Genomic DNA, 24,011 nt, shown 5'->3' with positions numbered 1-24,011 from the left:
AGGAAGGCAACCCGGGGAACTGAAACATCTAAGTACCCGGAGGAAGAGAAAGCAAATGCGATTTCCTGAGTAGCGGCGAGCGAAACGGAAACAGCCCAAACCAGAAGGCTTGCCTTCTGGGGTTGTAGGACACTCCACACGGAGTTACAAAGAAACAAGGTAAATGAAGCGGTCTGGAAAGGCCAGCCGAAGAAGGTAACAGCCCTGTAGTTGAAACCTTGTTTCCTCCGGAGTGTATCCTGAGTACGGCGGAACACGTGAAATTCCGTCGGAATCCGGGAGGACCATCTCCCAAGGCTAAATACTACCTAGTGACCGATAGTGAACCAGTACCGTGAGGGAAAGGTGAAAAGCACCCCGGAAGGGGAGTGAAAGAGAACCTGAAACCGTGTGCTTACAAGTAGTCGGAGCGCGTTAATGCGTGACGGCGTGCCTTTTGTAGAATGAACCGGCGAGTTACGATCCCATGCAAGGTTAAGTGGAAGACACGGAGCCATAGCGAAAGCGAGTCTGAACAGGGCGATTATAGTATGTGGTCGTAGACCCGAAACCGTGTGATCTACCCATGTCCAGGGTGAAGGTAAGGTAACACTTACTGGAGGCCCGAACCCACGCACGTTGAAAAGTGCGGGGATGAGGTGTGGGTAGCGGTGAAATGCCAATCGAACACGGAGATAGCTGGTTCTCTCCGAAATAGCTTTAGGGCTAGCCTCAAGTATTCGAGTCTTGGAGGTAGAGCACTGATTGGACTAGGGGCCCTCATCGGGTTACCGAATTCAGTCAAACTCCGAATGCCAATGACTTAGACTTGGGAGTCAGACTGCGGGTGATAAGGTTCGTAGTCGAGAGGGAAACAGCCCAGACCGCCAGCTAAGGTCCCAAAGTATACGTTAAGTGGAAAAGGATGTGGAGTTGCCCAGACAACCAGGATGTTGGCTTAGAAGCAGCCACCATTTAAAGAGTGCGTAATAGCTCACTGGTCGAGTGACTCTGCGCCGAAAATGTACCGGGGCTAAACGTATCACCGAAGCTGCGGATTGTACCGTAGGTACAATGGTAGGAGAGCGTTCTAAGTGCAGTGAAGTCAGATCGTAAGAACTGGTGGAGCGCTTAGAAGTGAGAATGCCGGTATGAGTAGCGAAAGACAAGTGAGAATCTTGTCCACCGAAAGCCTAAGGTTTCCTGAGGAAGGCTCGTCCGCTCAGGGTTAGTCGGGACCTAAGCCGAGGCCGAAAGGCGTAGGCGATGGATAACAGGTTGATATTCCTGTACCACCTTTCATCTGTTTGAGCAATGGGGTGACGCAGTAGGATAAGGAAAGCGTGCGACTGGAAGTGCACGTCTAAGCAGTGAGAGTGGTGTGTAGGCAAATCCGCACACCGTGAAGCTCAAGCTGTGATGGGGAGGTCAAATGCGACCGAAGTTCCTGATTTCACACTGCCAAGAAAAGCCTCTAGTTAGGGTGAAGGTGCCCGTACCGTAAACCGACACAGGTAGGCGAGGAGAGAATCCTAAGGTGAGCGGGATAACTCTCGTTAAGGAACTCGGCAAAATGACCCCGTAACTTCGGGAGAAGGGGTGCTCGTTCATAGTAATGGATGAGCCGCAGTGAAAAGGCCCAAGCGACTGTTTATCAAAAACACAGGTCTCTGCGAAGCCGTAAGGCGAAGTATAGGGGCTGACACCTGCCCGGTGCTGGAAGGTTAAGGGGATGGGTTAGCACTTCGGTGCGAAGCTTTGAACCGAAGCCCCAGTAAACGGCGGCCGTAACTATAACGGTCCTAAGGTAGCGAAATTCCTTGTCGGGTAAGTTCCGACCCGCACGAAAGGTGCAACGACTTGGGCACTGTCTCAACGAGAGACCCGGTGAAATTATACTATGCGTGAAGATGCGCATTACCCGCGACAGGACGGAAAGACCCCGTGGAGCTTTACTGCAACCTGATATTGAATGTTGGTACAGCTTGTACAGGATAGGTGGGAGCCTTGGATGCGTGAGCGCTAGCTTACGTGGAGGCATCGGTGGGATACCACCCTGGCTGTACGGACATTCTAACCCTGGACCGTAATCCGGTTCGGAGACAGTGTCAGGTGGGCAGTTTGACTGGGGCGGTCGCCTCCTAAAGAGTAACGGAGGCGCCCAAAGGTTCCCTCAGAATGGTTGGAAATCATTCGTAGAGTGTAAAGGCAGAAGGGAGCTTGACTGCGAGACCTACAAGTCGAGCAGGGACGAAAGTCGGGCTTAGTGATCCGGCGGTGCCGTATGGAAGGGCCGTCGCTCAACGGATAAAAGCTACCCCGGGGATAACAGGCTTATCTCCCCCAAGAGTCCACATCGACGGGGAGGTTTGGCACCTCGATGTCGGCTCATCGCATCCTGGGGCTGTAGTCGGTCCCAAGGGTTGGGCTGTTCGCCCATTAAAGCGGTACGCGAGCTGGGTTCAGAACGTCGTGAGACAGTTCGGTCCCTATCCGTCGTGGGCGTTGGAAATTTGAGAGGAGCTGTCCTTAGTACGAGAGGACCGGGATGGACACACCGCTGGTGTACCAGTTGTTCCGCCAGGGGCATAGCTGGGTAGCTACGTGTGGAAGGGATAAGTGCTGAAAGCATCTAAGCATGAAGCCCCCCTCAAGATGAGATTTCCCATCATTTTAAATGAGTAAGATTCCTCAGAGACGATGAGGTAGATAGGTCCGAGGTGGAAGCATGGTGACATGTGCAGCTGACGGATACTAATCAATCGAGGACTTAACTAAATTTTTAAATCATGCTGATTCTTAATCTTATCTAGTTTTGAAGGTGTTATTTCAAAAAACACTTGATTTTTTATAAAAACAAGATATAATATTTCTTGTCACTGAATTTTTAAGCAAGCTGGTCTAGTGGTGATGGCGAAGAGGTCACACCTGTTCCCATTCCGAACACAGAAGTTAAGCTCTTCAGCGCCGATGGTAGTTGGGGTGTTTCCCCTGCGAGAGTAGGACATCGCTAGGCTAGTAAGTTATCACTCCAGCTCAGTGTGGTATGGTATTATTATTATTCCACCGTAGCTCAGTGGTAGAGCAATCGGCTGTTAACCGATCGGTCGTAGGTTCGAATCCTACCGGTGGAGCCATTGGAGAGCTGTCCGAGTGGTCGAAGGAGCACGATTGGAAATCGTGTAGGCTGCTACAGCGGTCTCGAGGGTTCGAATCCCTCGCTCTCCGCCATTATCTTACTTATATTGGCCCGTTGGTCAAGTGGTTAAGACACCGCCCTTTCACGGCGGTAACACGGGTTCGAATCCCGTACGGGTCACCACTATTTCTTACATGGTTTAATGAAATTCCCAGGAGGATTAGCTCAGCTGGGAGAGCACCTGCCTTACAAGCAGGGGGTCGGCGGTTCGAGCCCGTCATCCTCCACCATATTTAACTTCATATAGCATTGGCTAAAAGTAGCTTAATGTATTATCGCGGGGTGGAGCAGTCTGGTAGCTCGTCGGGCTCATAACCCGAAGGTCGCAGGTTCAAATCCTGCCCCCGCAACCAAAATTATTACCGCACTACGTTGAACTACTCCGTAGGAAGGTAATATAAGAAGTGCTTTAGTGCAACCAAAATTATTTGGTCCGGTAGTTCAGTTGGTTAGAATGCCTGCCTGTCACGCAGGAGGTCGCGGGTTCGAGTCCCGTCCGGACCGCCATTTACAATTACATACTTAATATGAGAGAAAGTTTGATCATATTACATAGTGGCTCGGTAGCTCAGTCGGTAGAGCAACGGACTGAAAATCCGTGTGTCGGCGGTTCGATTCCGTCCCGAGCCACCATTTTTGCCGGTCTAGCTCAATTGGTAGAGCAACTGACTTGTAATCAGTAGGTTGGGGGTTCAAGTCCTCTGGCCGGCACCATTGCTTTTTATGGAGGGGTAGCGAAGTGGCTAAACGCGGCGGACTGTAAATCCGCTCCCTCAGGGTTCGGCGGTTCGAATCCGTCCCCCTCCACCATCTAAATATTGTAGTAGGGGTATAGTTTAATGGTAAAACGAAGGTCTCCAAAACCTTTGATGTGGGTTCGATTCCTACTACCCCTGCCATTTTCTATTTAAAGAAAATTTTATGGCGGTTGTGGCGAAGGGGTTAACGCACCGGATTGTGGCTCCGGCACTCGTGGGTTCGATTCCCATCAATCGCCCTTCTCTTATTGGGCCATAGCCAAGCGGTAAGGCAACGGGTTTTGGTCTCGTGATGCCTAGGTTCGAATCCTAGTGGCCCAGCCAATTATCGCGGAAGTAGTTCAGTGGTAGAACACCACCTTGCCAAGGTGGGGGTCGCGGGTTCGAATCCCGTCTTCCGCTCCAGAATATAATATTAGTAAGAACGGCGCCATAGCCAAGTGGTAAGGCAGAGGTCTGCAAAACCTTTATCACCGGTTCGAATCCGGTTGGCGCCTCCATGATTATTTGCCGGTGTGGCGGAATTGGCAGACGCGCACGACTCAAAATCGTGTTCCGTGAGGAGTGTCGGTTCGAACCCGACCACCGGTATTTCAAAGACTAAAGAATCCTATTAAATCAATGCTTAGAGCAATTTTCTGAGTATTGATTTTTTTTACTTTATTGGAATAAAGTGAATTGCTAATCGTGTGGACAACAACATTCGGTTTTTAGTGCCTAAATATACTTCTTAAAGGAGATAACAGAATTATGGCACCAAGAAAAAAACGGATTGTAACAGAGGACCCAGAAGAAAAAACAGTAAAAGAATTATATGATGACTTTCAGCTTGAAAACAAAATAAAAAATTTATCGGAGATGACAATAAGGTTTTACGATCAAAATTTAATTCATTTATTTAGATACTTTAAAGATGAAAGTATTGAGTTAGTTAAGGACATAGATAAAAAGGTCGTTGAGCATTACATCATTTTCCTCGGTAATAAGGAATTAAAAGATAATACAATTAATACTTATTTAAGAGCAGCAAGGTCATTCCTTTATTTTGGAATGAGAGAACATTATATTGATAAGTTCGATATCCAGTTAATTAAAGCAAATAAGCAGCAAAAAGAACCATATACTGAGGAAGAAATTAAAAAATTAATTAAGAAGCCTAACTTGCGTAGCTGTGGTTTTATTGAGCATCGCAGTTGGGTAATGGTTAATTATTTACTAGAAACAGGGAATCGATTAAATACAATATTGAACCTATACGTAAGGGATATTGATCTTGAAAACGGTATGGTAATACTAAATACAACTAAAAATCGAAAAGCACAATTCAATCCCATTAGTGAAAATCTTGTTAAGATATTAACTGAATATATCCGAATGTATGATCTAAAAGAAAATGAATATCTTTTCATAAATGAATATGGGGAGCAATTAACCAGGAACTCTGTTCAACATGCTATAGCACGTTATAACAAAAAAAGAGGAGTAGAAAAAACATCTATTCATGCTTTTAGGCATACCTTTGCAAAACACTATGTTACTAGTGGTGGTGACGCTTTTAAGCTACAGCGATTACTAGGTCACTCGTCTTTAGATGTAACATTAAATTATGTTAATTTGTATGGTAAGGATTTAAAGGAAGGCTTTGACAAACATAGTATTTTAGCTTGTTTTACAGAGAAGCCAAGAAAGAATAGAGGTAAAAGGAATTTATAATATTAAGAAGGACTTGGATTAGACCAAGTCCTTTAATTTACCATTTTATAAAAAAATATTTTAATTATTAGACTATTATTGGGTATATTTTGATAATAAATAATTAAATTGTATTTTTACATTTATATTGAAGGTATTTAAAACATGCACAACAAATTAATATACATAGTTAGTTCTTATTATATTGAGATATATTTTGAAAAGAAATAGTGGGAGGGATATATTCACTCATGTCCAATAGTGATATTGAAAAAATACAAAGTATACATCTAAGTGCCATGGATAAAAAATGGAGAGATCAATTAGATAATGGTTGGTTAGGGCTACCTATCGGTTTGGAAGGTATTGATGATGTATTTTGGGCTAGGAATTATTATTTTTTAGCTTTTAAATATTATGTTCCAAGAGCAATTATGGATTTAGAAAAGCTGCTTACAACTTACTCAGAACTTTTAGATGAAATGAGAAAAAAGGGGGTACTACCAGTTAATAAATATGTCTGGAATCTACTAGAGATACACTTGTATTTTAAAAAACATAGCTCTTTAATTACTAGGAGTTTTCTGGACGATTTATCAACATGGTGTTTAAAATATAATTTTGATTTAGAAAAAGAAAAATGGATAATAGACGAAATACCAAAGGTTCTATCAAGTTGGCTTAAAAATAGCGAACATAGAGCAAACAAAACTTTTATGTATAAGGCAAATTATGGGTTTGATAAGATAGAGATAGAATCGAAAATTTATAATGAATTCAAACTAGAAACTGCATTTACGCCCAAACTACCGATTACCCACTATACGTTAGAACAATATCTAGATTTGGCCACTAAGCATTATAAAATGGTAATAGGTAAGATGATGAATAATGGATATAAAATCGTAAGAAACAAAATTAATTTTGAACATTTTATTTGGTTAGTATTATACAAAAATAAGAAGTACAGTTATAAAGATGTTGCGTATGCATGTAATGTTGCTCTTAATGAGAATAGTGCAGCCAATATTATTGGTAGGCCAATAAAGAAATTATCAAAAACAACGGGATTAATAATAAATAAAGCTTCCAGAGGAAGACCAAGTAACACATAATATAATTTTAGAATTGGACACTTTCAAAGTTGTTGAAAGTGTCCTTTTTATTATTTTTAATGAGAATTATTATGTTTATAGGAGGTGATTTTAGTATGAAAAAACTACTCAATCCAGAGCAAGTTGCAAACGTATTAGGTATACCAATTCAAAGGTTTTATTATCTAGCACGTGAAGAGTTAATTCCTGTTGTTCGAATAGGTAAATTGATTCGAGTTGATGAAGATGAGCTTAAAAAGTGGATCATGGAAGGAGGTAAGCGAGTTGGAGAATTTCCAAAGAAAAAATAATGAGGAATTGTATTATGCATATTTGAAATTAAATCTAAAATTCGACGAATTAATTGCAAAAGGTAGAGCCATTGATTTTAGAAATGAGAGTAAGGAAAATAAGTACGATAAGATAATAAAGGCACATAATGAAGCTTACATTGAGAAATCATTACTAAATTCGAAAATTTCGACGGTGTTTCGAAATTACGTGACATGAAAAAACATTGATTTATCAGTTATTTCAACTAGAAAATTCGAAAATTCGAAAATTCGAACGTTGAAATAACATAATTAAGATAGAAAGGAGATACGTGTGAAATATAACCTTGATGACATTAAACGTACCTTAAACATTTGTACTCTTGAACACCAGGTATATGAATTACGTCTATTTAGTGTAAAAGGTAAAGGAACGATCTCCGGATATTTTGACAATATGGACAAGCTTGCAGAAGTTTGTGCCTATTGGAGTGGAAAATGTCCTGGTGTATATATCACGTTAAATCCTGTTAACCCTGCTTTACTAGGAAGGGCTAACAACAAGATTATACATTTTGCAAAAAGTACAACTAATGATAATGAAATATTATCTCTTGAGTGGTTATATATCGACATTGACCCAGTACGTCCATCCGGAATTAGTTCTAGCAATGAAGAAAAAGAAATGGCATACACGAGAGCAAGACAAGTTTACAAGTATCTTAAAGATATTGGTTTCCCAGATTGCATTGTTGCAGATAGTGGAAATGGTTATCACCTTAAATACAGAATTAAGTTACCAAATGATACCGAATCAAGACAATTACTAAATAGGTTCCTTAGTGCTTTAGATTTGAAATTTAGTAATGAAGCGGTCGAAATAGATACTACAACCTCTAACCCTTCAAGGATATCTAAAGTATACGGCACTATGTCTTGTAAGGGAGATCACACAAAAGAAAGACCCCATCGCTTAAATAAAATTTTACATGTGCCTGAAGAGTTTATAGGTGTAGATAGGGAGCTTATAGAATCAGTCGCTAACCTATTACCTCGACAAGCTCCACACAAGTATGAATCTAGCCATAAAGCTTCATATACAATTAATGATGTAGGAGAATGGCTAAATCAAAAAGGAATCAAGGTAAAGTCAGTAGGGCAATGGCAAGGTGGTAGGAAGTACTTGCTTGATCAGTGTGTTTGGGACCCTTCTCACACGGATAATTCAGCTATTGTTGTCCAGTTTCCAGATGGAAAGATTATCGCTATGTGTCAGCATAATTCATGTAAAGGTAAGGGATTTAAGGACTTTAGAGACACTGTAGAACCAGGTTGGAGAGAACATGCAAGGAAATCTATTAACCTACCTGATGACAGTGAAGAAGCAACGTTTGTGTATAGTTATCCAGAACCATTAGAAGAATATGCTTTCCATGGTCTAGCGGGTGACATAGTTAAGGCAATTGAACCACACACTGAAGGTGATATAGCTGCTTTATTAGTAAACTTCCTTACCTTATTTGGAAATATTATTGGGAACCAAGCACATAAGCTTGTAGAAGCAAATGAGCACCCTGGACGGCTATTTGCAGTACTAGTTGGAGATTCATCTGTTGGGCGTAAAGGAACGTCATGGGGGCACATAAAACGCCTATTTGAAATGGCTGATATGGGATACGTGAAGAATAACGTCAAATCCGGTTTATCAAGTGGAGAAGGGCTTGTTTATCACGTTCGTGATCCAATTTATAAATACAAGGAAAAGACAAAAGAAGATGGTGAAGTAATTGGTGAAGAAGTCCTTGAAGATGAAGGTGTGAAAGATAAGCGTTTGTTAGTAGTTGAATCAGAATTTGCTTCTATATTGAAGGTAGCTAAACGAGAAGGTAATACTATAACAGAAGTCATTCGGCAAATGTGGGACAACGGTTCCGTACAAACATTAACAAAGAACAGCCCGGTCAAAACAACAAATGCTCATGTAAGTATTTTAGGTCATATAACAAAACATGAGCTTACCAAAAACTTAAAAAGTACAGAAATGGCTAATGGATTTGCAAATAGATTTCTTTTTATATGTACCAGAAGATCGAAGCTATTAGCTTTTGGCGGTAATATTGAACAAGTAGATTTTAGTCCATTGATAATCCAATTAAATGAAGCGATTTCCTTTGGAAGAACTGTAGGAAGAATTGAATTTGATGATGAATCAAAAAAAATATGGGTTAATGTATATGAACCTCTAACATCACCCAATAACATATCACCTTTAATTAATAATATCATAAGCAGAATGGCACCTCAAGTACTACGAATAGCACTAATCTACGCAATTTTGGATTGTTCAACTAAGATAAAACAACCTCATTTAATGGCAGCACTTTCCATAGCTAAATACAGCATAGCTTCGTGTGAATACATTTTCGGTAATAATGTTGACGAAAGCATAAGTGACAAAGTATATCGACATATCAAACAACATAGAAAAGAAGGTTTAACACGTTCCGAGCTTTATGACTTGTTTGGTAGAAAGGTAAAAAGCGAAGAATTAAATCCAGCCCTCGCTTCTCTAATAGAAAAGGGGGTGGTGTATGAACATAAAGAGGGTAAGAAGAAAACCTATTACCCTGTTAAGTAGCGAATTTTCGAATTTGCGAATTTAGTAGGTTAGTAGTTATAGCACCAGGGGTTCACCATGATTTACAAATTCGAACCCCTTGCGAATTTTTCGAATTTAGAGGTGATAGAATTGAACCTCATTGAGCTTGCATTACAAGGGGTAGAACAAAATGAGTCACAAAGAAAACCTAAGCCTTTGGTAAAAAGTAAAGGTAACCAATCTAATGTTTCTAAGGGAGGGTTAAGCTTCGGAAATGAAAAGGATAACTTAGCCTATCAATCAGGTTGGCTGGTTGGCTTATCAGGAGAAATATATGAAATACCAATCAGCCGTTTCACATCATTGTATATTTTTAAAAACGATGAAGATAGATTTGATGTTGTCCGTTTAAAATGGAAAAAAGAGGGGACTTCCCCATTTCTGGAAATATACCGAGCTGAAAATGTACATTTTGAAAAAGCATTAGATATAGGAAACAATTATTTGCAGTGGATTAAATCCAATAAACGATGAAAGGATGAAAATAATGCCAGAAATTTATGCAGAATATTTATTTAATAAACATCAAGAACAAGATTATGAAAAGAAGAAAAGGTACCGTAATTTGATTCAAGAAGATCCAAGAGCCTTGATTACTCTATTTTACATGGAAAAAATTCACGAACAAGAGGACGATCAATCATTATTAGGGATGTATGGGCCACCTCGGGACTCAGCAAAAGAGATTTTTGATTTTTATAAGGAGAATATGAAATGTGGGTATAGCCTTAAGGAATATGAATTATATAGCAATGACCACCCAAACTATGATATAGAAATTGATAGAATATATCAGTTGTGGAAGTCACAAATAAAAGGTGACGAGGCTTTAGATGAAAAGATAGAAATGTTAGAGAAATGCTTTATGTATATTCAACACAATGATAATAGCTTCTTGGATGATAAAAGAATTCGAATAAATTTCAGAAATAGTAAGAGGGCTGAAATTGTGCAGCTTAATTACCCATTAATGAAAGAAGCTGAAATTTTGGCAAAAGAAAGAGATGCTTATGAGGAAAAGTATTTTAAAGAAGACCCTAAGGCTTTAATTACACTATTTATTATGGATATGTTATATAGTGAGAAAATTATGTTTCCGTCACCATATCCACATATTAGCCTAGCTGGACCACCATATAAATCAGTTGAAGAGATAGAGGTATTCTATGAAACTCATAAAAAGAACGGTGGCACAAATTTCGATGATGAAATTGAACAAATTTACGCATTATGGAAATCAAGACTATCCGACCATGAGACTTATAAAAGTGGGGGGCAATTAGATCTTTTATGGTCGATTGAAGAAGTTCTATTTCCTAAACCACCTATGATAGAAGACAACCCATTTTAAGTAAAGGTGATGATGTTTATGGATGATTTAACACCTAAACAAGAAGTTTTTGTCTTTGAATATTTGAAAGATTTCAATGCTACACAAGCGGCTATTCGTGCAGGGTATAGGGAAAATTCTGCACGTATAACAGCTTCAAGGTTGCTATCAAATGCTAACATCCGGGAGGAAATTAATGAACAACGTAAGAAAATGGCAGAGGAACTACGGCACTTGTTCCTGTATGACGCAATCGTAGCTCGACAAGTGATGGTTGATGTACTTAATGACCCTGAAGCTTCGAATCGAGATAAAATAACGGCAGCGAAAGATCTACTGGATAGAGCTGGTTTTGCACCTATTGATAAAAAGGAATTGAGTGGTCCTGATAAAAGACCTATCGAAATAGTGTTCACACCAACAGAACAAAGTAACGAATAAGAAAAGCCTTCCGATTAGGGAAGGCTTTTTATTATTTTCACTTTGAACGTATTCATAAAAAAAACCAGAGGCTCCACTAAAAATATTTATTTAAAATTGATAGGAGCAAACTACTATTTAACTTTTTTCGACAAATTTTATTATTTAGAAGGAGATAATATCAATCTTATTGTATTAAAGTTATATTATGTAAAAATTTTCACTGGAGGTATATTGATGAATAATCGTTTAAGGTGTCCCATTTGTAAAATGCATTATAAAGCAACTGATAGGGTTGTTCTTGATATTTTAAATACAGTTATTCACCAAAGATGCTATAACTCAAGCTCTTTAGAAATACTAGACAAAGGTACATATAAGTATATTTTAGATAAGTACTCTTTTCTTAATGGAGTAAGTGTTGCAGAGGTACAGAGTCCAGTAGGTAATGTTATTCCTTTTCCAAATAGAAATAATTAAAAATTAATAAGAAGTGTAGTGGCATTATTGCTACTTCAGGAAAGCTCATCAAAACTGATGGGCTTTCCTGAAGTTCCATTTCATCAAGGGTTTCATCTATCTATCTATCTATCTATCTATCTATCTCCTTTGGCAGCGGTATTTAAAATCATTCAGCATGTTTTCCAACTAAACACTTTAAAAAAGTCACTACTTGTTCATCTTTTATATTAATGTTCTCTACGTTTTGTAAGTCAATAGCAATCGTTTTGAAAGTCTTATCTACTAAATCTAATACTGGTCCTTCTTCATTACAGACTTTTATCCAATCAAGATCAATACTATTTTGACTTGAATAAGCAATCCATTCGTCGTTAAGTTGATACGCTTTTTTATAAATAGTGTATCTACCACCCTTAACATCATCTTGGGCAATAAAAGTTACAGTAACTTCTTTCATTTTTCTACTCTCCTTTTTTCGATGGATTTACCTATTATATAGTAATATTTCGCTAATGGTAGTGGTTACACTTCAATGCATAATTTTCTATATTTCCTCTTGTTATTTTAAATGTAAGGGTTATAATAACAGTAAAAGTTTAGATACAACATTTAACGTAGAGAAAGTGTTGTATCTGTTAAGGGGATGTTTTTACTGAGTAATTTAATAACCGTATCAGAAGCAGCAGAGAAGTATGCTAAACATGAAGAAACGATACGTCGCTGGATAAGAGAAGAAAGATTAATTCCTGTCAAACGTGCTTCAAAAGGCATGTATTTAGTGAACGAGGATGAAGTTGAGTATCTGGTTAGAAATGAATCTAAGCGTTCCGATAACTTAATTCTAAGTCAACTTTTAAGTATGAATATTGCTTCATCAAATGCTTATAAGATATCGGTAGGGGATAAATTTACATATAAAGAGTTTACGGAAGTCATTAATAATCGTGGCGTTAAAGGGATTCGCTATCGTACAGGAGATCCAAATGTTTCAATAATAACTACTATTAGTGGAAAACATGACAATCCATATGAAGATCGTTTTATTAATGACACACTATATTACACTGGTGAAGGAAGAAATGGTGACCAAGAATTAAAGTTTGGTAATTTACGATTATATGAATGTCAAATTGAAAAGACACCCGTACATGTTTTCCAAAAAGTAAAAGACAATCATTATATGTTCTTAGGCATGTTTCGAGTGATGGACTATCATATTGAATCACAGCCAGATGATAATGGAAAGATTAGAAGTGTATATACATTTGAAATGAAACCCATTATCAATGAAAAATATGATGATTACAAGGATTCGTTTAAAAGGATAAAAGGTAGATTTAATGAGCAATCCCTAATTGATGAAGTTATGAATATCCAGGGCGATCTCCAAAAAGTAAAAATAAGTAATACGAATATTACCAAGCGATATAACAGAAGTAGAAAATTAGTTGAGAATCTAAAGAAGTTATATCTCTATGAGTGCCAATTGTGTGATCCTAGCAACCCTATACCAAAAATAGAAATGCAGAATGGCAAGAAATATGTTGAAGTACATCACATTGAAGGCTTTAGTGAAGTGTTAAATAAAACTTCTGAGGAACAAGACAGTGGAGACTTTGTTGTAGATCACGTTAGCAATGTTGTCGTTGTTTGTCCTCAGCACCATAAAATGTTTCATCACTATAAATCTCCATTTAGGTACATTAATGAGAAAAATGCATTTGTTTCAGAGGATGGTTCGAAAGTGCTACAGCTTTATCATAAACATGAATGGCATAATATTGGTGGAAGGAATTAGGCTATATGATATTAAAAAAAAAGAAACTAAAGGGAGAAAATTTTGTAGATCTTACTGTATGTAAGGATTGTAATAAAAAATTAAAAAGAAAACGGCATAAGTTGCATAATGATAATAATTTATTTATAGGGTATAGATGCTCAAAATGCTATAAAAAGTATTCTAATATTGTATTAGCTTTTGCAAAATCAGCTAGAAACCCAGATTTGGAAGGTTTTAAGGAATATTGTCGTAAGCATAATGAACAAAAGGATAGAGTATAAAGGAGATGACTGATTATAAGTAAAGAAAACAGTAGAGAAGAGAATATAAAAATCGAGTTTGGCAAATTTAAGTTTGAACTTAATGGTGATGTTGTAAGAGATAATGGTAAAATATTTGCTTATGGTGCAGCAGCATGTGGTGTAATTGTCGTTGCAGGAATAACATATGGAACGGTTTATGCATTAACTATAAATGGGGACGTAGCTAAACAGCTGTCAAGGACTATTGTAAGCTCCATAACAAAAGCTTAAATTACGGATATTGTATAATTTTTTAGGAAGGGGAACTATTCGTGGATATGGATTTTACAGATTTAATTAGAAGGGATTTAATAAAACAAGGTTTTAAGGATAGAGAACTAGATTGTGAGGTTAAACGAATACAGGCTAAAGTACCTGAAGCCATGAAAAGAATGTTTGAAGATTACTCAAAGGATATGGTTCAGGTTAAAGGTAATTTAGATGAATGGTTAGACGATATAATAGAACGCGATGAGCGTTCAAATCGTATACGAGAATCATACAATAAAGCTGTTAATCAGAATGAAGAGGCACTAAGAAAGTTTGGCAATAACCCTGACGAAAAAAGTAGATGATTAGTTATAGGTCTAGTGTTTATAAAAAATTTTAAAACATGCGGGAATTAAGATACTTAATTGTCTTCATCAATAGGGTAACAACGTTAGCAGATTTTATTAATGAATTATATGAAAATATTATAGGAGAGCATAAAATGAAAAAGAAAATGAACTATTTAATCTTAGTTATAGTGACTATATTTTTGGTTGGTTGTACCAGCGTAAAAGTTACACCTAAAACAGTTGAGCAAACCAATCCACCAGAAGTCACAACGGTTGAGCCAAATACAAAAGAAGAACAAAAAGAGGAAGAACCTACCTCTCCGGTTGTGGAAGATCCGATCGTAGAGGATCCTGTTACGGAAGAACCAGTTGTTAAGGAACCACCTAAACAATCAAATGATGAACGATTTCCAGGATACGAACTGATTGAAGTCGATGGTGGTGATTTGTCTGGTTATCGTGAACCTAATGTTGTCGTTGACATTGGTTATGGGGACCGTGAATATTGGGCATTTACGAATGAACACGGCCAACTGGTACGTGTAATTGCTGACGAAATCATTCTTCAAGATGACGAGAATGAACCAGTACTATCATCTGGCAGGTATTATTCTGATGAAGCAAAGGTACCCGGAGTGGAAAGCGACAGTTTAGATGAAGGTCATGTGATTGCCGATTCTCTCGGTGGGGTATCGAATGCTTATAATATTACACCACAAGATAGTACACTGAACCGTCATGGTGATCAAGCGTATATGGAAAAAGTAATTCGTGATGCCGGTGGAGCTACGAATTTTGAAGCCATTATCACCTATCCTGATACGAAAACGCAGATTCCTTCAAGTTATCAATATTCCTACACTATAATGGGTAACGAAATTGTTGATACATTTGACAATGTGAACCCTGATGAAGTAAACGAATCCCAAGGTTTAACCGAAAATAATCCTTCGGAGCCAACAAGTCCAACCACAAACGGTGATATTTCTAGTGTTGATACAAATGGTAATGGAAAAGTTACGATTAAAGAAGCAAAAGCAGCAGGTTTCAGTATGCCGATAACGAGCGACCATTGGTTGTATCCATATATGGACGATCGTGATGGTGATGGTATGGTAGGTGAGTAAGACCCAGTACTTTGTGGCCAAATCAAAGAGCGAATAAACTTGGTTTTAATTTAATAAAGCGACTACCGATTAGGCAGTCGCTTTAATTTTTAATTGGTTTTTTGATTTAATAAATGGCAGGGAATTTTTTAACTAAAAGGAGGTATAAAGAAATGATTACAGAAGAAAGTTTTGAAAATTTAATTGGAAAATCAATTAGGGAAGCTATTGATAAAGATATGTTATCAGTGGATGAACTAACTTGGATACGACATGTTTTAGAAGATAACGAACCTAATGAAATCTCACCTTTATATTTTCACATAATAAAAACTAAGCAAGACTGGCTTAATAATAAAGACAAGGTTAAGAAAGAATTAGACAAATTAAGAGGGGCAATGTTAAAAGTTACACCACAAGAGTTACTTAAACTGAAAAATAAGAGTGAAAGAGAGCGTCAGTCGATAAAAAATTTTTCTGGTATTTATATCATACATAATTATGTACAAGACAAATATTATATTGGTCAAGCAGAAAAAGTATTTGATAGGGCCTATATGCACTTTGTTTTAAATTCAGGAAATATTGGAGTATACGAGGATTTTAACTTAGGAGATGATTTTTGTATAAGTTTAATACCTTTGGAAAATACAAGATTTTCATCCTTAAATGAATTAGAAGGCTATGCAATAATTGCTTATAACTCATTATTTCCGAATGGATATAATAAGGTGATCGGTAATATATTGGACAAGCCCATTTTCAAAAACAGCGAATATGCAATAGCTGCTGATTTATTGCTTAGTAGGATAATAAAAACAAAGGGCAAAGATTTTTTATTAACCTTAACAAATGGACGAAAGAGAATGGTTTACACAAGTAAATTATTCTCGGAGCTTGGGTTACCACTTAATCTAAATTTCCACAAAGGATTTCGTACAATGATTAAAGAATATAAAAACAATAACAATAAAAGTAAGAGATAGTCTAACACAAATTTCTTTAATTCGAAGGGGGTTTGTTGTAATAAACCTATAAAGCGACTAACCATTTGTGTAGTCGCAAGGATTTTTTTACTAAATTTTCAATTTCGCATATATAGTAGAACGAGGAACACCTGTCATTTTCACTATGTCGTTTACACTAAGGCCATTTTGTTCTCGTTCTGCATAGAGCTTTATAGCTTTCCGAATGTCTTTTTCGTCTTTCCCCTTACGTCCCATATGCTTTCCTTGCTTCTTCGCTCTTTCCCTTCCTTCTCTAGTACGTTCATTAATTAAATCACGTTCAAACTCAGCGATTGCACCTAACAAGGTAAACATTAGCTTTCCGGCTGGTGTAGTGAAATCAATCTGCTCTTTAATAAACACCAAACCTATATTACGGTCCTGTAGCTCTCTAGCGATTTTATGTAAATCAAATGTGCTACGAGCTAGGCGATCAATCTTATATACGACTAACTTATCCCCTGGTCGTAAATAGTTCAACGCCTTTTCTAATTCAATTCTATCGGATTTTGCCCCACTTTGTTTTTCCATGAAAATCTTCTCGCATCCATATTCCTCAAGCTTTTCTTTCTGTAATTCTAAGTCTTGTCCAATGGTACTTACTCTAGCATATCCAATAATAGCCATGATGTTATCTCCTTTGTTGTCATCTAAAAGTCTTATAACTTCTGTACATTCAATTCTAGACTAACTTTTAGACGGAATCAACAACAATAATAAAAACAATTTAGTTTTAGAAGAGATGTGTCTAGAAGTTGTAAGTTTAAGACATAAAGTTTAAGAATTAATTACAAAAGGAGCTAATTATTTGGTAGGATAATACTATATAGTTAAAATTTACTATAAAGGTTAAGTTTTACATAATAATTTTTTAAATAGAGGGGGATGAGTTTGAATAAATTTATTCATGGATTATCGCTAGAACAACAACAACCTTTATTACGATCAAGTAGAAATGCATCTATCTTAGCGGCAGCAGGATCAGGTAAAACCCGTACTTTAGTTCAAATGCTTATTTCGGATTTAATTGAAGGCATACCTGCTTCGGAGATAGTTGCTTTTACATTCACGGAAAAGGCAGCTGAAGAATTATTAATTAGAGTACATAATATTGTGAGTGAAGTAGCCCCAGAAATAGACCTTACTGGGATTTACATTGGTACTATCCATGGTTGGTGTTTACAATACCTTTCAAATCAGAGCACATTTTATAACTTTTCCCCTATAGATGAGCTACACTTAAAAACTTTGGTGAGTAGACTTTATGATGAACTAAATCTAGCTGAAATATATGGAAAGGTATATCCGTTTGGAGTAGAAGATTATATATCTGATCTCGAAGTTTTCTATAACGAAAACCTGACTTTGAATGAATTACCATCAAATATAAAAAATAGTATTGCTAGATTTGTAAATATTGTGCAGAAAAACAAAATGATGACTTTCGGAGATATGATTAGATATTCCACAAACTTGTTAAAAGAGCATGGTCCTATAGGTAAATTGAAGTCGCTTTATGTAGATGAATATCAAGATGTAAATCCAGCTCAGGTAGAATTAATAAAATTAATGGCACCTGACTTAGCAAATATAATTGTTGTAGGTGATGATTTACAATCAATTTACAACTGGAGAGGGAGCGATGTTGAAAGAATTTTAAATTTCCCAAAGGAATTTAATGATGTTACAGTTCATCGCTTAACTAGTAATTACCGGTCTAGACCAGAAATTGTTCGTTTAGCAAATGCTGTTGCGGAAAACATTGCTTTAAGAGATAGAGAAAAAATAATGATTCCTGGGAGAGAAGAAGTAGATTGTGATGAGGTAAATTGGTTAAGCCTTTCTTCTGAATCAGAGCAAGTTGACACTGTTGTAGAAATTTTGATGGAACATTACAGAAATGGTGTACCTTGGAATAAAATGGCCATTCTTTTAAGATCGGTAACAGGTGCAGGCGTACCATTTATGGAAACATTAAGATCACATGGGATACCAGTTTATTGTCCAGTGTTAAGTCGAAGTACACAATTTATTAATGAATTTTTATTACCTATATTTAACTGGCTTCGTAAAGAGCATGTTGAACCGAGAAATGAGATTGAGGAAAAACAAATAGAAGGGGAAGCGCTTGCTCTCTGGAACAGTGTTTCAATATGGTTGGATATCGAAGAAGCAGAAGATGTCTTTTGGGATAGCCTAAATGACTGGTTAGATGCGATAGAGAATCTATCAAATGCAACTTACGATGTAAGAGGAATGTTATATGATTTTTTAGACAAGTGCGGAATTGGGCTTAAGCAAGATGATCCAGAACTATTAGCGGCACTTGGAATCGCAACACAAATTATTAGAAGTGTAGAGGAAATACATAGGAGAAGAATACCTGGTAGTCCCAGACGAACCCCTAGAGGAGTAATTTCTGAGATTTATTATGCTTTAATCCGGAATCAAGAAGATTTCGGTGAAAGTCTGCCTATTAAAGAAAATATAAATGGTGTTCTTATTTCAACTGTCCATCAATCAAAGGGACTTGAATGGCCAATAGTCTTAATACCAATGTTATCATCCAAAAGGTTCCCATTATCCCCACGTGGTCATGGTACAAGTTTTCCTGATGAAATAGCAGGAAGATATGGAACTACTACAGAGGATGAAAGAAGGCTTTTTTATGTTGCTGTTACACGAGCAAAAGAACGTCTCTACTTATTGGATCCAAACAATAGAACAGAGAAAAAACGATCGATCTTTTTGAAAGAGTTGGCAAAAAAGGGGCTAATCACTAAAAAGAATTCAATTAAAGAAATAGATAAAACTATTTGGGCAATAGCACCTGAAGATTTATCGGAGGAGGAGACTTCTCCAATAATGATTGGATTATCTGATTTATTACTCCATTTAGAATGTGGTTTCCAATTTGGAGTGCGTCGTGTTGCTGGTGTTCAACCTGCTGTTGGCGATGAGCTTGGTTTCGGTAAAGGATTGCATGAGCTAATACAGAGACGTCTTGAGGACAATAGAGAATGGTCGTTGGAGGAAATTAAGCGGCAAGTGGACCTGTATGTTCATCTTCCTTATGTGACTGAGGAGAGAGAGCAAAAACATAAGAGGGCAATAATTAAGAGAATACAATTCCTCCAAAGTATAGGTGCTTTAAAGAGTAATGTTGAATCAGAAGTTAAAATAGAGTTGCCTTTAGAAAAAGGAGTGATATATGGAATTATCGATAGTATCGAGTTGGAAAATGAAGATTCATACAGAATAAGAGATTGGAAATCAAATATTCATGAGCATTTACTCCCGAGATATGAGAGACAGCTTCAATTCTATAATTACGTATTAGAGCGTATGGGTAAAAAAGTGAAAAATACAGACATTGTAAATGTTGGGGAATCATTCAAACAACAGAAATTGATCTCACAAGAAGTGAATGTAAATAAGGATGAAATTGATGATTTAATTAGTGACTTGGACCAATCAATGCGAAAGATATCAGAGGGGTATTTTATGCCAAATCCAAGTAAAAAATCATGCGCTGCTTGTGACTTAATCAAAATATGTTTGGAAAGGTGGAAAGATGATGCAAATGATTAGTAATCAGAGTCAAATTTGGGAATTAAAGCCTGAATTAGAGGATTTACAGAGAGGAGCCGACTATGCTTCGATAACGTTACCATGGACATTTAATAGAATGATGTTAAATACAGGCTCAAAAGGTCAGCAATCAAGGGCTTTAAACATAGCAAAAGGTATTACAGCACAGGAAATGCTAAGTAGGGCATTTAGAGAGAAAGGGTTAGAAGTAGAACTTGAACGGAAAAGTCATAGAGCGGACGATTTGTTTGATTTTCGGGTCGATATATATGGAGAGAAAAAAAAGTTAGATCTTAAAACTGTAAATTATTTTTCTGATTATAACTCTTTAGGAAGAGCTCCGCTTACTCCACAGTTAATTATAGATAATGCTGATTATCCAGGACCTGATTGGAGAACATTTTTTCCAATGTTAGTTCCTCATACACAAATTGAACAAGGTAAGGAAGGCTATTGTTTTGCTATCGCTAGCAGCATAGATTTTAGAAACAATATTGAAAAAAACAGGGAAGACTATATCCTTACTGCATTTCCATTTGGCCCTGCTTTGCCTTTCCTTTGCTCTAAAAAATTGTGTCTTGAGAGAGAAGAATCAGGAAAGGGGTTCTATATCAGCATTGTATATAAAGGAGAATCGTTATTTGTTGAAGATATAGAATTTACTGTTATCGGTGAATGGATGGATGAAGTCCATAGAATCCCAGTACAATTAGAGAATGGGGTCGAGATTGAAGTTGGACCATTCTCATGTGTTTCTTCTTTTCAGGTAACCAAGAATTCTTATGATAGTTGGTCTGATGGGGAAATTTATATCGATGTTTCTATGAATAATTTTAAAAAAAGAGTATTAAATTCTGCTAGACGGAATATTAACACTCCTCCAAAAGAAAGTCTAGTAATAAAAAGAGATGACTTCTGTAATCTGATGCTCCCTTCTGATTATACACTTTATGTTGTAGGATGGACGACTAAGGATGAATTTATAGAAAATACAAAGAAGTATACAGGTTGGGTTTGGCCGAAAGATTCGATAAATAAATTTGAAAATCAACTGTGGGCACAGATAACAGAAAAAGATATGCAACATTTGAGTCGAGCAGGGTTTAAAGACTGTATTGAAAGAATGCCATCCAAAATAAATGCAGGTTGGTTAAAAACGAATGGTCGTGGTGGGGGAGCCTGTTGTTATTATTATCCTAACATTGGGATGAATGGGGGAGTTAAAGAAACAAATTTATATGTATTACCTAAAGATTTATATTCTATGGATTCACTTTTAGACTAGGGGGATAAAAATGGTTACAGTAAATGATTTTGTTCCGATAAGAGTAACTACTAGTATGCAAGATGCAGCTATTGAATATGCTGGAAGATCACTGAACTATACTTATAATCGTATGAATTATTCACAAGCAAGACAAAGGTTAAGAAGGATTGCCGTAGGAATTATTATGGAAAAAGCATTTGAAACGTATTTAATAAATTCTGGCATTCCATTTACAACACAAGGACGAACACATTGGAGGAATCCAGATGTAGCGGAATTTTATATAAATAATAGAATAGTTGATATAAAAGGATATCATGTATATCCGAATCAAAATAGAAATTTTCCGCATTGGTTCCTTAACGTAGAAGGTTTAGTTCCTTATGGTCAACTAAAAAAAATAAATGGGCCGGATACTTTTGTTCAAGCCTTTCTTGTTTCACCATATGCAAACAATTCTAACCAGAAGAGATTTATAGTTACTCTACCTAAAAATTGGACAGATAGATGGAAGAATGTTAGTAATGTAGGGATTCAAACACAACCTGGAAACTTCCAAGGAATAACTTTGACTATGCATGGTGAAGATGCTAACATTGTAGGGACTAATGCAAATGACTTATCAGAGTCATTCATTTTAGGTAACGGACAAAAACAATACTTAAGCACCAATGTATTTTCATCACTTCAATATTTAAATACAGATGCACGACCCACTCATGATATAATTCTAAGTGTAAATGGATTAAAACATGTTGTTAAATGTGACCATTGGTTTGATATGTGGTTAGAAAAACCAGAAGTTACTTTTGCTTCTTGGGGAGACAGGTCGACATATTTAAGCGGAACATATCTACCAGATGGTACTATTACGCAGGTGTATACAAATGGTACTAGGACTAAAAATATGTCTGTTATCGTAAATGCTCTAAATCCAATCAGAGAACTATAAGATTATTTAAAATAGGAGGAAGTTATGGCTAAACTTGTAGAAGCTATCAAAGAAAATAAATCGAAGAGAAGTGGTCCTCCTAATAGAATGAACGATCTTAATTATAGTACCTGGATGAAGTTTCAAAAAAGCTTTTTTAGGTTTGAAAGTATTCAAACATTAATTGAAGAATATGTTCACTTTTTTACGAAGGCTACATGGCCAGAGGGGGACCACTCTAATACTTTAATCATTGGATTTGATCAATTTAATGTTTCAGAAATACAGGCTCCAAGAAATTTAGTTCACTACAATAATGTTTCTGAAATGTCAGAAGTGCTTGATGCTCTAAAAAAAGAGAGTGAAAAATTAAATTACTATGACCTTGTCTTAATTGATATGTTTAATTGTTTAATAGATATGAAAGATCTGGAAATTTTCTTAGATGAATACTCAGATGAAGTTTTTACTATAATGAAAAATATTCTAAAACCAGAAAGATATTGTTCTATTTTTGTGAATATGGAAGGGATAGGAGGAGGAGGTTTTCCAATCCCGTGGGCTGTTGCGAAGGCTAGCAGAAGTTACTTACGCCTTCGAGATGAGAAGGTGGGACTTAGAGAACTAGAAAATACTATATTTTACTGCCTTATAATGCAACAAAAAGAAGATGAGGATCAAGGACATAAAATTAATACTAAAAATATTAAAATATGTAATGATACAGCAGTTCCGGGATGGACAATACCTACAGCTCCACCTAGAAAAAAGAACGAAATTTTACACCCTGCAAAGTATCCTGAAACATTAGTAAAAGAATTTATAGAATTATTTACTGAACAGGGTGACAACGTTCTAGACCCTATGGTGGGTACAGGGAGTACAGTTGTAGCATCTATTGAAACAGAGCGTAATGGGTATGGTATAGAATTAAATAAAAAATATGCTGATATTGCTCTTAAACGAGTTGAAGAAAAATATGAACCAACTTTGTTTGAAGAGTATCTCCCACAAGTTGAAGGAATAATTATTAATGGTGATGCAAGCAATTTAAATGAAATAGATGAACTTAAGGGCCAACTTTTCAATTACTGTATCACTAGCCCTCCATATTGGTCAATGTTATCAAATAAAGGTAGTGAAAACCAAAGAAAACGTCGTAAACAAAAGCTTGATATTGTTTACTCAGAAGATGAAAATGATTTAGGTAATATTAGTAATTATGAGGATTTTCTTAATAAGCTTGTAGAAATTTATAATAATATTAGTGAGTATTTGGTAGAAGGTTCATATATGACTATCGTAGTAAAAAATATAAAGCGTGATCATATTGTTTATCCATTCGCATGGGACTTAGTATCTGAATTATGTGGGACTGATGGAAAATATAGTTATGCAGGGACTACATTATGGTGTCAAGACAACATTGGTTTAAAACCTTTTGCGGTTGGTACTCATTGGGTAAGTAATACTCTTCATAATTATTGTCTTCATTTAAAGAAAAGATAAATAATTAATTATATTGCTCCCTCCTAACAACAGAAATAGGAGGGTTTATTTCTTATGAGCAGCATTTGTGAAAAGCTTTAGATGCTTCATATT

19 protein-coding genes, 15 tRNA genes and 2 rRNA genes are annotated in these 24,011 nt (G+C 36.6%); 34 read left to right on the top strand and 2 right to left on the bottom strand.

Annotated elements, in window-relative coordinates; all coding sequences use genetic code 11:
- From C1A05_RS15745 to C1A05_RS15620, 25 genes are all read left to right on the top strand, one after another.
- Positions 1 to 2,757: ribosomal RNA gene (locus C1A05_RS15745) — 23S ribosomal RNA — on the top strand; the annotation flags it as partial.
- A 122-nt stretch (positions 2,758 to 2,879) separates the two neighbouring features.
- Positions 2,880 to 2,995, top strand: a 5S ribosomal RNA gene (gene rrf, locus C1A05_RS15740).
- A 46-nt stretch (positions 2,996 to 3,041) separates the two neighbouring features.
- Positions 3,042 to 3,116, top strand: a tRNA-Asn gene (locus C1A05_RS15735).
- Positions 3,117 to 3,118: 2 nt separating this feature from the next.
- A tRNA-Ser gene (locus C1A05_RS15730) sits at positions 3,119 to 3,210 on the top strand.
- Positions 3,211 to 3,226: 16 nt separating this feature from the next.
- Positions 3,227 to 3,301 (top strand) — tRNA-Glu (locus tag C1A05_RS15725).
- 31 nt (positions 3,302 to 3,332) lie between these two features.
- Positions 3,333 to 3,408: transfer RNA gene (locus C1A05_RS15720), tRNA-Val, on the top strand.
- 46 nt (positions 3,409 to 3,454) lie between these two features.
- Positions 3,455 to 3,531 (top strand) — tRNA-Met (locus C1A05_RS15715).
- 77 nt (positions 3,532 to 3,608) lie between these two features.
- A tRNA-Asp gene (locus C1A05_RS15710) sits at positions 3,609 to 3,685 on the top strand.
- Between the two features lie 50 nt (positions 3,686 to 3,735).
- Positions 3,736 to 3,811, top strand: a tRNA-Phe gene (locus C1A05_RS15705).
- A 5-nt stretch (positions 3,812 to 3,816) separates the two neighbouring features.
- A tRNA-Thr gene (locus tag C1A05_RS15700) sits at positions 3,817 to 3,892 on the top strand.
- Positions 3,893 to 3,903: 11 nt separating this feature from the next.
- A tRNA-Tyr gene (locus C1A05_RS15695) sits at positions 3,904 to 3,988 on the top strand.
- 15 nt (positions 3,989 to 4,003) lie between these two features.
- Positions 4,004 to 4,077 (top strand) — tRNA-Trp (locus tag C1A05_RS15690).
- A 25-nt stretch (positions 4,078 to 4,102) separates the two neighbouring features.
- Positions 4,103 to 4,175, top strand: a tRNA-His gene (locus tag C1A05_RS15685).
- Positions 4,176 to 4,185: 10 nt separating this feature from the next.
- Positions 4,186 to 4,260: transfer RNA gene (locus C1A05_RS15680), tRNA-Gln, on the top strand.
- A 6-nt stretch (positions 4,261 to 4,266) separates the two neighbouring features.
- Positions 4,267 to 4,341: transfer RNA gene (locus C1A05_RS15675), tRNA-Gly, on the top strand.
- 21 nt (positions 4,342 to 4,362) lie between these two features.
- Positions 4,363 to 4,436: transfer RNA gene (locus C1A05_RS15670), tRNA-Cys, on the top strand.
- 9 nt (positions 4,437 to 4,445) lie between these two features.
- Positions 4,446 to 4,527: transfer RNA gene (locus C1A05_RS15665), tRNA-Leu, on the top strand.
- A 159-nt stretch (positions 4,528 to 4,686) separates the two neighbouring features.
- Positions 4,687 to 5,649, top strand: coding sequence for a tyrosine-type recombinase/integrase (locus tag C1A05_RS15660; protein ID WP_102029190.1), 963 nt, complete (start codon positions 4,687 to 4,689; stop codon positions 5,647 to 5,649).
- A gap of 230 nt (positions 5,650 to 5,879) precedes the next feature.
- Positions 5,880 to 6,743: a hypothetical protein gene (locus C1A05_RS15655; protein ID WP_102029189.1), complete on the top strand. Its 864-nt coding sequence runs from the start codon at positions 5,880 to 5,882 to the stop codon at positions 6,741 to 6,743.
- 95 nt (positions 6,744 to 6,838) lie between these two features.
- Complete coding sequence (locus C1A05_RS15650) at positions 6,839 to 7,033, top strand: helix-turn-helix domain-containing protein (protein ID WP_102029188.1); 195 nt, start codon at positions 6,839 to 6,841, stop codon at positions 7,031 to 7,033.
- Between the two features lie 295 nt (positions 7,034 to 7,328).
- The gene (locus C1A05_RS15640; RefSeq protein ID WP_102029186.1) at positions 7,329 to 9,632 is read left to right on the top strand and encodes a DUF3987 domain-containing protein; all 2,304 of its coding nucleotides are present in this window, start codon (positions 7,329 to 7,331) and stop codon (positions 9,630 to 9,632) included.
- Between the two features lie 111 nt (positions 9,633 to 9,743).
- Positions 9,744 to 10,127, top strand: coding sequence for a hypothetical protein (locus C1A05_RS15635; protein WP_145997325.1), 384 nt, complete (start codon positions 9,744 to 9,746; stop codon positions 10,125 to 10,127).
- Positions 10,128 to 10,140: 13 nt separating this feature from the next.
- On the top strand, positions 10,141 to 11,004 hold the full coding sequence (locus C1A05_RS15630; RefSeq protein ID WP_102029184.1) for a hypothetical protein: 864 nt from the start codon (positions 10,141 to 10,143) through the stop codon (positions 11,002 to 11,004).
- An 18-nt stretch (positions 11,005 to 11,022) separates the two neighbouring features.
- Positions 11,023 to 11,424, top strand: a complete 402-nt coding sequence (locus C1A05_RS15625; protein WP_102029182.1) for a terminase small subunit — start codon at positions 11,023 to 11,025, stop codon at positions 11,422 to 11,424.
- Positions 11,425 to 11,640: 216 nt separating this feature from the next.
- A complete protein-coding gene (locus tag C1A05_RS15620; RefSeq protein WP_102029180.1) occupies positions 11,641 to 11,883 on the top strand; it encodes a hypothetical protein in 243 nt (80 codons plus the stop codon).
- Positions 11,884 to 12,031: 148 nt separating this feature from the next.
- Here the strand turns inward: C1A05_RS15620 and C1A05_RS15615 are convergent, their stop codons facing one another.
- Positions 12,032 to 12,322, bottom strand: a complete 291-nt coding sequence (locus C1A05_RS15615; RefSeq protein ID WP_102029178.1) for a hypothetical protein — start codon at positions 12,320 to 12,322, stop codon at positions 12,032 to 12,034.
- Between the two features lie 186 nt (positions 12,323 to 12,508).
- On the opposite strand from C1A05_RS15615, the gene C1A05_RS15610 reads away from it, so the two are divergent.
- The 5 genes from C1A05_RS15610 to C1A05_RS15590 all read left to right on the top strand — a co-directional run bounded on the left by C1A05_RS15610 (position 12,509) and on the right by C1A05_RS15590 (position 16,599).
- Complete coding sequence (locus C1A05_RS15610) at positions 12,509 to 13,663, top strand: YDG/SRA domain-containing protein (protein ID WP_102029175.1); 1,155 nt, start codon at positions 12,509 to 12,511, stop codon at positions 13,661 to 13,663.
- A gap of 5 nt (positions 13,664 to 13,668) precedes the next feature.
- Complete coding sequence (locus C1A05_RS15605) at positions 13,669 to 13,926, top strand: hypothetical protein (protein ID WP_102029173.1); 258 nt, start codon at positions 13,669 to 13,671, stop codon at positions 13,924 to 13,926.
- Between the two features lie 293 nt (positions 13,927 to 14,219).
- Positions 14,220 to 14,522: a hypothetical protein gene (locus C1A05_RS15600; protein ID WP_102029171.1), complete on the top strand. Its 303-nt coding sequence runs from the start codon at positions 14,220 to 14,222 to the stop codon at positions 14,520 to 14,522.
- 137 nt (positions 14,523 to 14,659) lie between these two features.
- The gene (locus C1A05_RS15595; RefSeq protein ID WP_102029170.1) at positions 14,660 to 15,634 is read left to right on the top strand and encodes a DNA/RNA non-specific endonuclease; all 975 of its coding nucleotides are present in this window, start codon (positions 14,660 to 14,662) and stop codon (positions 15,632 to 15,634) included.
- Positions 15,635 to 15,786: 152 nt separating this feature from the next.
- On the top strand, positions 15,787 to 16,599 hold the full coding sequence (locus C1A05_RS15590; RefSeq protein ID WP_234998598.1) for an excinuclease ABC subunit C: 813 nt from the start codon (positions 15,787 to 15,789) through the stop codon (positions 16,597 to 16,599).
- Between the two features lie 90 nt (positions 16,600 to 16,689).
- On the opposite strand, the gene C1A05_RS15585 is transcribed toward C1A05_RS15590, so the two are convergent.
- Complete coding sequence (locus tag C1A05_RS15585) at positions 16,690 to 17,247, bottom strand: recombinase family protein (protein ID WP_102029168.1); 558 nt, start codon at positions 17,245 to 17,247, stop codon at positions 16,690 to 16,692.
- Between the two features lie 264 nt (positions 17,248 to 17,511).
- Here C1A05_RS15585 and C1A05_RS15580 point away from each other — a divergent pair, with 264 nt between their 5' ends.
- Genes C1A05_RS15580 through C1A05_RS15565 form a run of 4 tightly spaced genes read left to right on the top strand, consistent with a single transcriptional unit; the run spans position 17,512 to position 23,918 of the window.
- Positions 17,512 to 20,211 (top strand): ATP-dependent DNA helicase, encoded by a 2,700-nt coding sequence (locus tag C1A05_RS15580; RefSeq protein ID WP_159462099.1) that lies wholly within the window; start codon positions 17,512 to 17,514, stop codon positions 20,209 to 20,211.
- On the top strand, positions 20,198 to 21,496 hold the full coding sequence (locus tag C1A05_RS15575; protein WP_102029166.1) for a hypothetical protein: 1,299 nt from the start codon (positions 20,198 to 20,200) through the stop codon (positions 21,494 to 21,496). Before C1A05_RS15580 ends, C1A05_RS15575 begins: the two co-directional genes overlap by 14 nt.
- A gap of 10 nt (positions 21,497 to 21,506) precedes the next feature.
- Positions 21,507 to 22,430 carry a hypothetical protein gene (locus C1A05_RS15570; protein WP_102029165.1) on the top strand — a complete coding sequence of 308 codons (924 nt, stop codon included), beginning with the start codon at positions 21,507 to 21,509 and terminating at the stop codon, positions 22,428 to 22,430.
- Positions 22,431 to 22,454: 24 nt separating this feature from the next.
- Entirely contained in the window at positions 22,455 to 23,918 is a 1,464-nt protein-coding gene (locus C1A05_RS15565) for a DNA methyltransferase (protein ID WP_102029164.1), read from the top strand.
- Positions 23,919 to 24,011: the final 93 nt, after the last annotated feature.

The sequence above is a fragment of the Salirhabdus sp. Marseille-P4669 genome (assembly GCF_900240405.1).
In the GTDB taxonomy this organism is placed as follows: domain Bacteria; phylum Bacillota; class Bacilli; order Bacillales; family Alkalibacillaceae; genus OEQK01.
The sequence above is the reverse complement of the archived record's forward strand: the minus strand, read 5'-3'. Positions and strand labels throughout refer to the sequence as shown.

What these genes read in the sequence shown, in the direction of transcription:
- C1A05_RS15650 (WP_102029188.1), top strand. Translation starts at nt 6,839, where the DNA reads ATGAAAAAACTACTCAATCCAGAGCAAGTTGCAAACGTATTAGGTATA.
- C1A05_RS15625 (WP_102029182.1), top strand. Translation starts at nt 11,023, where the DNA reads ATGGATGATTTAACACCTAAACAAGAAGTTTTTGTCTTTGAATATTTG.
- C1A05_RS15585 (WP_102029168.1), bottom strand. Translation starts at nt 17,247, where the DNA reads ATGGCTATTATTGGATATGCTAGAGTAAGTACCATTGGACAAGACTTA.
- C1A05_RS15565 (WP_102029164.1), top strand. Translation starts at nt 22,455, where the DNA reads ATGGCTAAACTTGTAGAAGCTATCAAAGAAAATAAATCGAAGAGAAGT.
- C1A05_RS15595 (WP_102029170.1), top strand. Translation starts at nt 14,660, where the DNA reads ATGAAAAAGAAAATGAACTATTTAATCTTAGTTATAGTGACTATATTT.
- C1A05_RS15575 (WP_102029166.1), top strand. Translation starts at nt 20,198, where the DNA reads ATGCAAATGATTAGTAATCAGAGTCAAATTTGGGAATTAAAGCCTGAA.
- C1A05_RS15660 (WP_102029190.1), top strand. Translation starts at nt 4,687, where the DNA reads ATGGCACCAAGAAAAAAACGGATTGTAACAGAGGACCCAGAAGAAAAA.
- C1A05_RS15570 (WP_102029165.1), top strand. Translation starts at nt 21,507, where the DNA reads ATGGTTACAGTAAATGATTTTGTTCCGATAAGAGTAACTACTAGTATG.
- C1A05_RS15630 (WP_102029184.1), top strand. Translation starts at nt 10,141, where the DNA reads ATGCCAGAAATTTATGCAGAATATTTATTTAATAAACATCAAGAACAA.
- C1A05_RS15615 (WP_102029178.1), bottom strand. Translation starts at nt 12,322, where the DNA reads ATGAAAGAAGTTACTGTAACTTTTATTGCCCAAGATGATGTTAAGGGT.
- C1A05_RS15620 (WP_102029180.1), top strand. Translation starts at nt 11,641, where the DNA reads ATGAATAATCGTTTAAGGTGTCCCATTTGTAAAATGCATTATAAAGCA.
- C1A05_RS15655 (WP_102029189.1), top strand. Translation starts at nt 5,880, where the DNA reads ATGTCCAATAGTGATATTGAAAAAATACAAAGTATACATCTAAGTGCC.
- C1A05_RS15590 (WP_234998598.1), top strand. Translation starts at nt 15,787, where the DNA reads ATGATTACAGAAGAAAGTTTTGAAAATTTAATTGGAAAATCAATTAGG.
- C1A05_RS15610 (WP_102029175.1), top strand. Translation starts at nt 12,509, where the DNA reads ATGTTTTTACTGAGTAATTTAATAACCGTATCAGAAGCAGCAGAGAAG.
- C1A05_RS15605 (WP_102029173.1), top strand. Translation starts at nt 13,669, where the DNA reads ATGATATTAAAAAAAAAGAAACTAAAGGGAGAAAATTTTGTAGATCTT.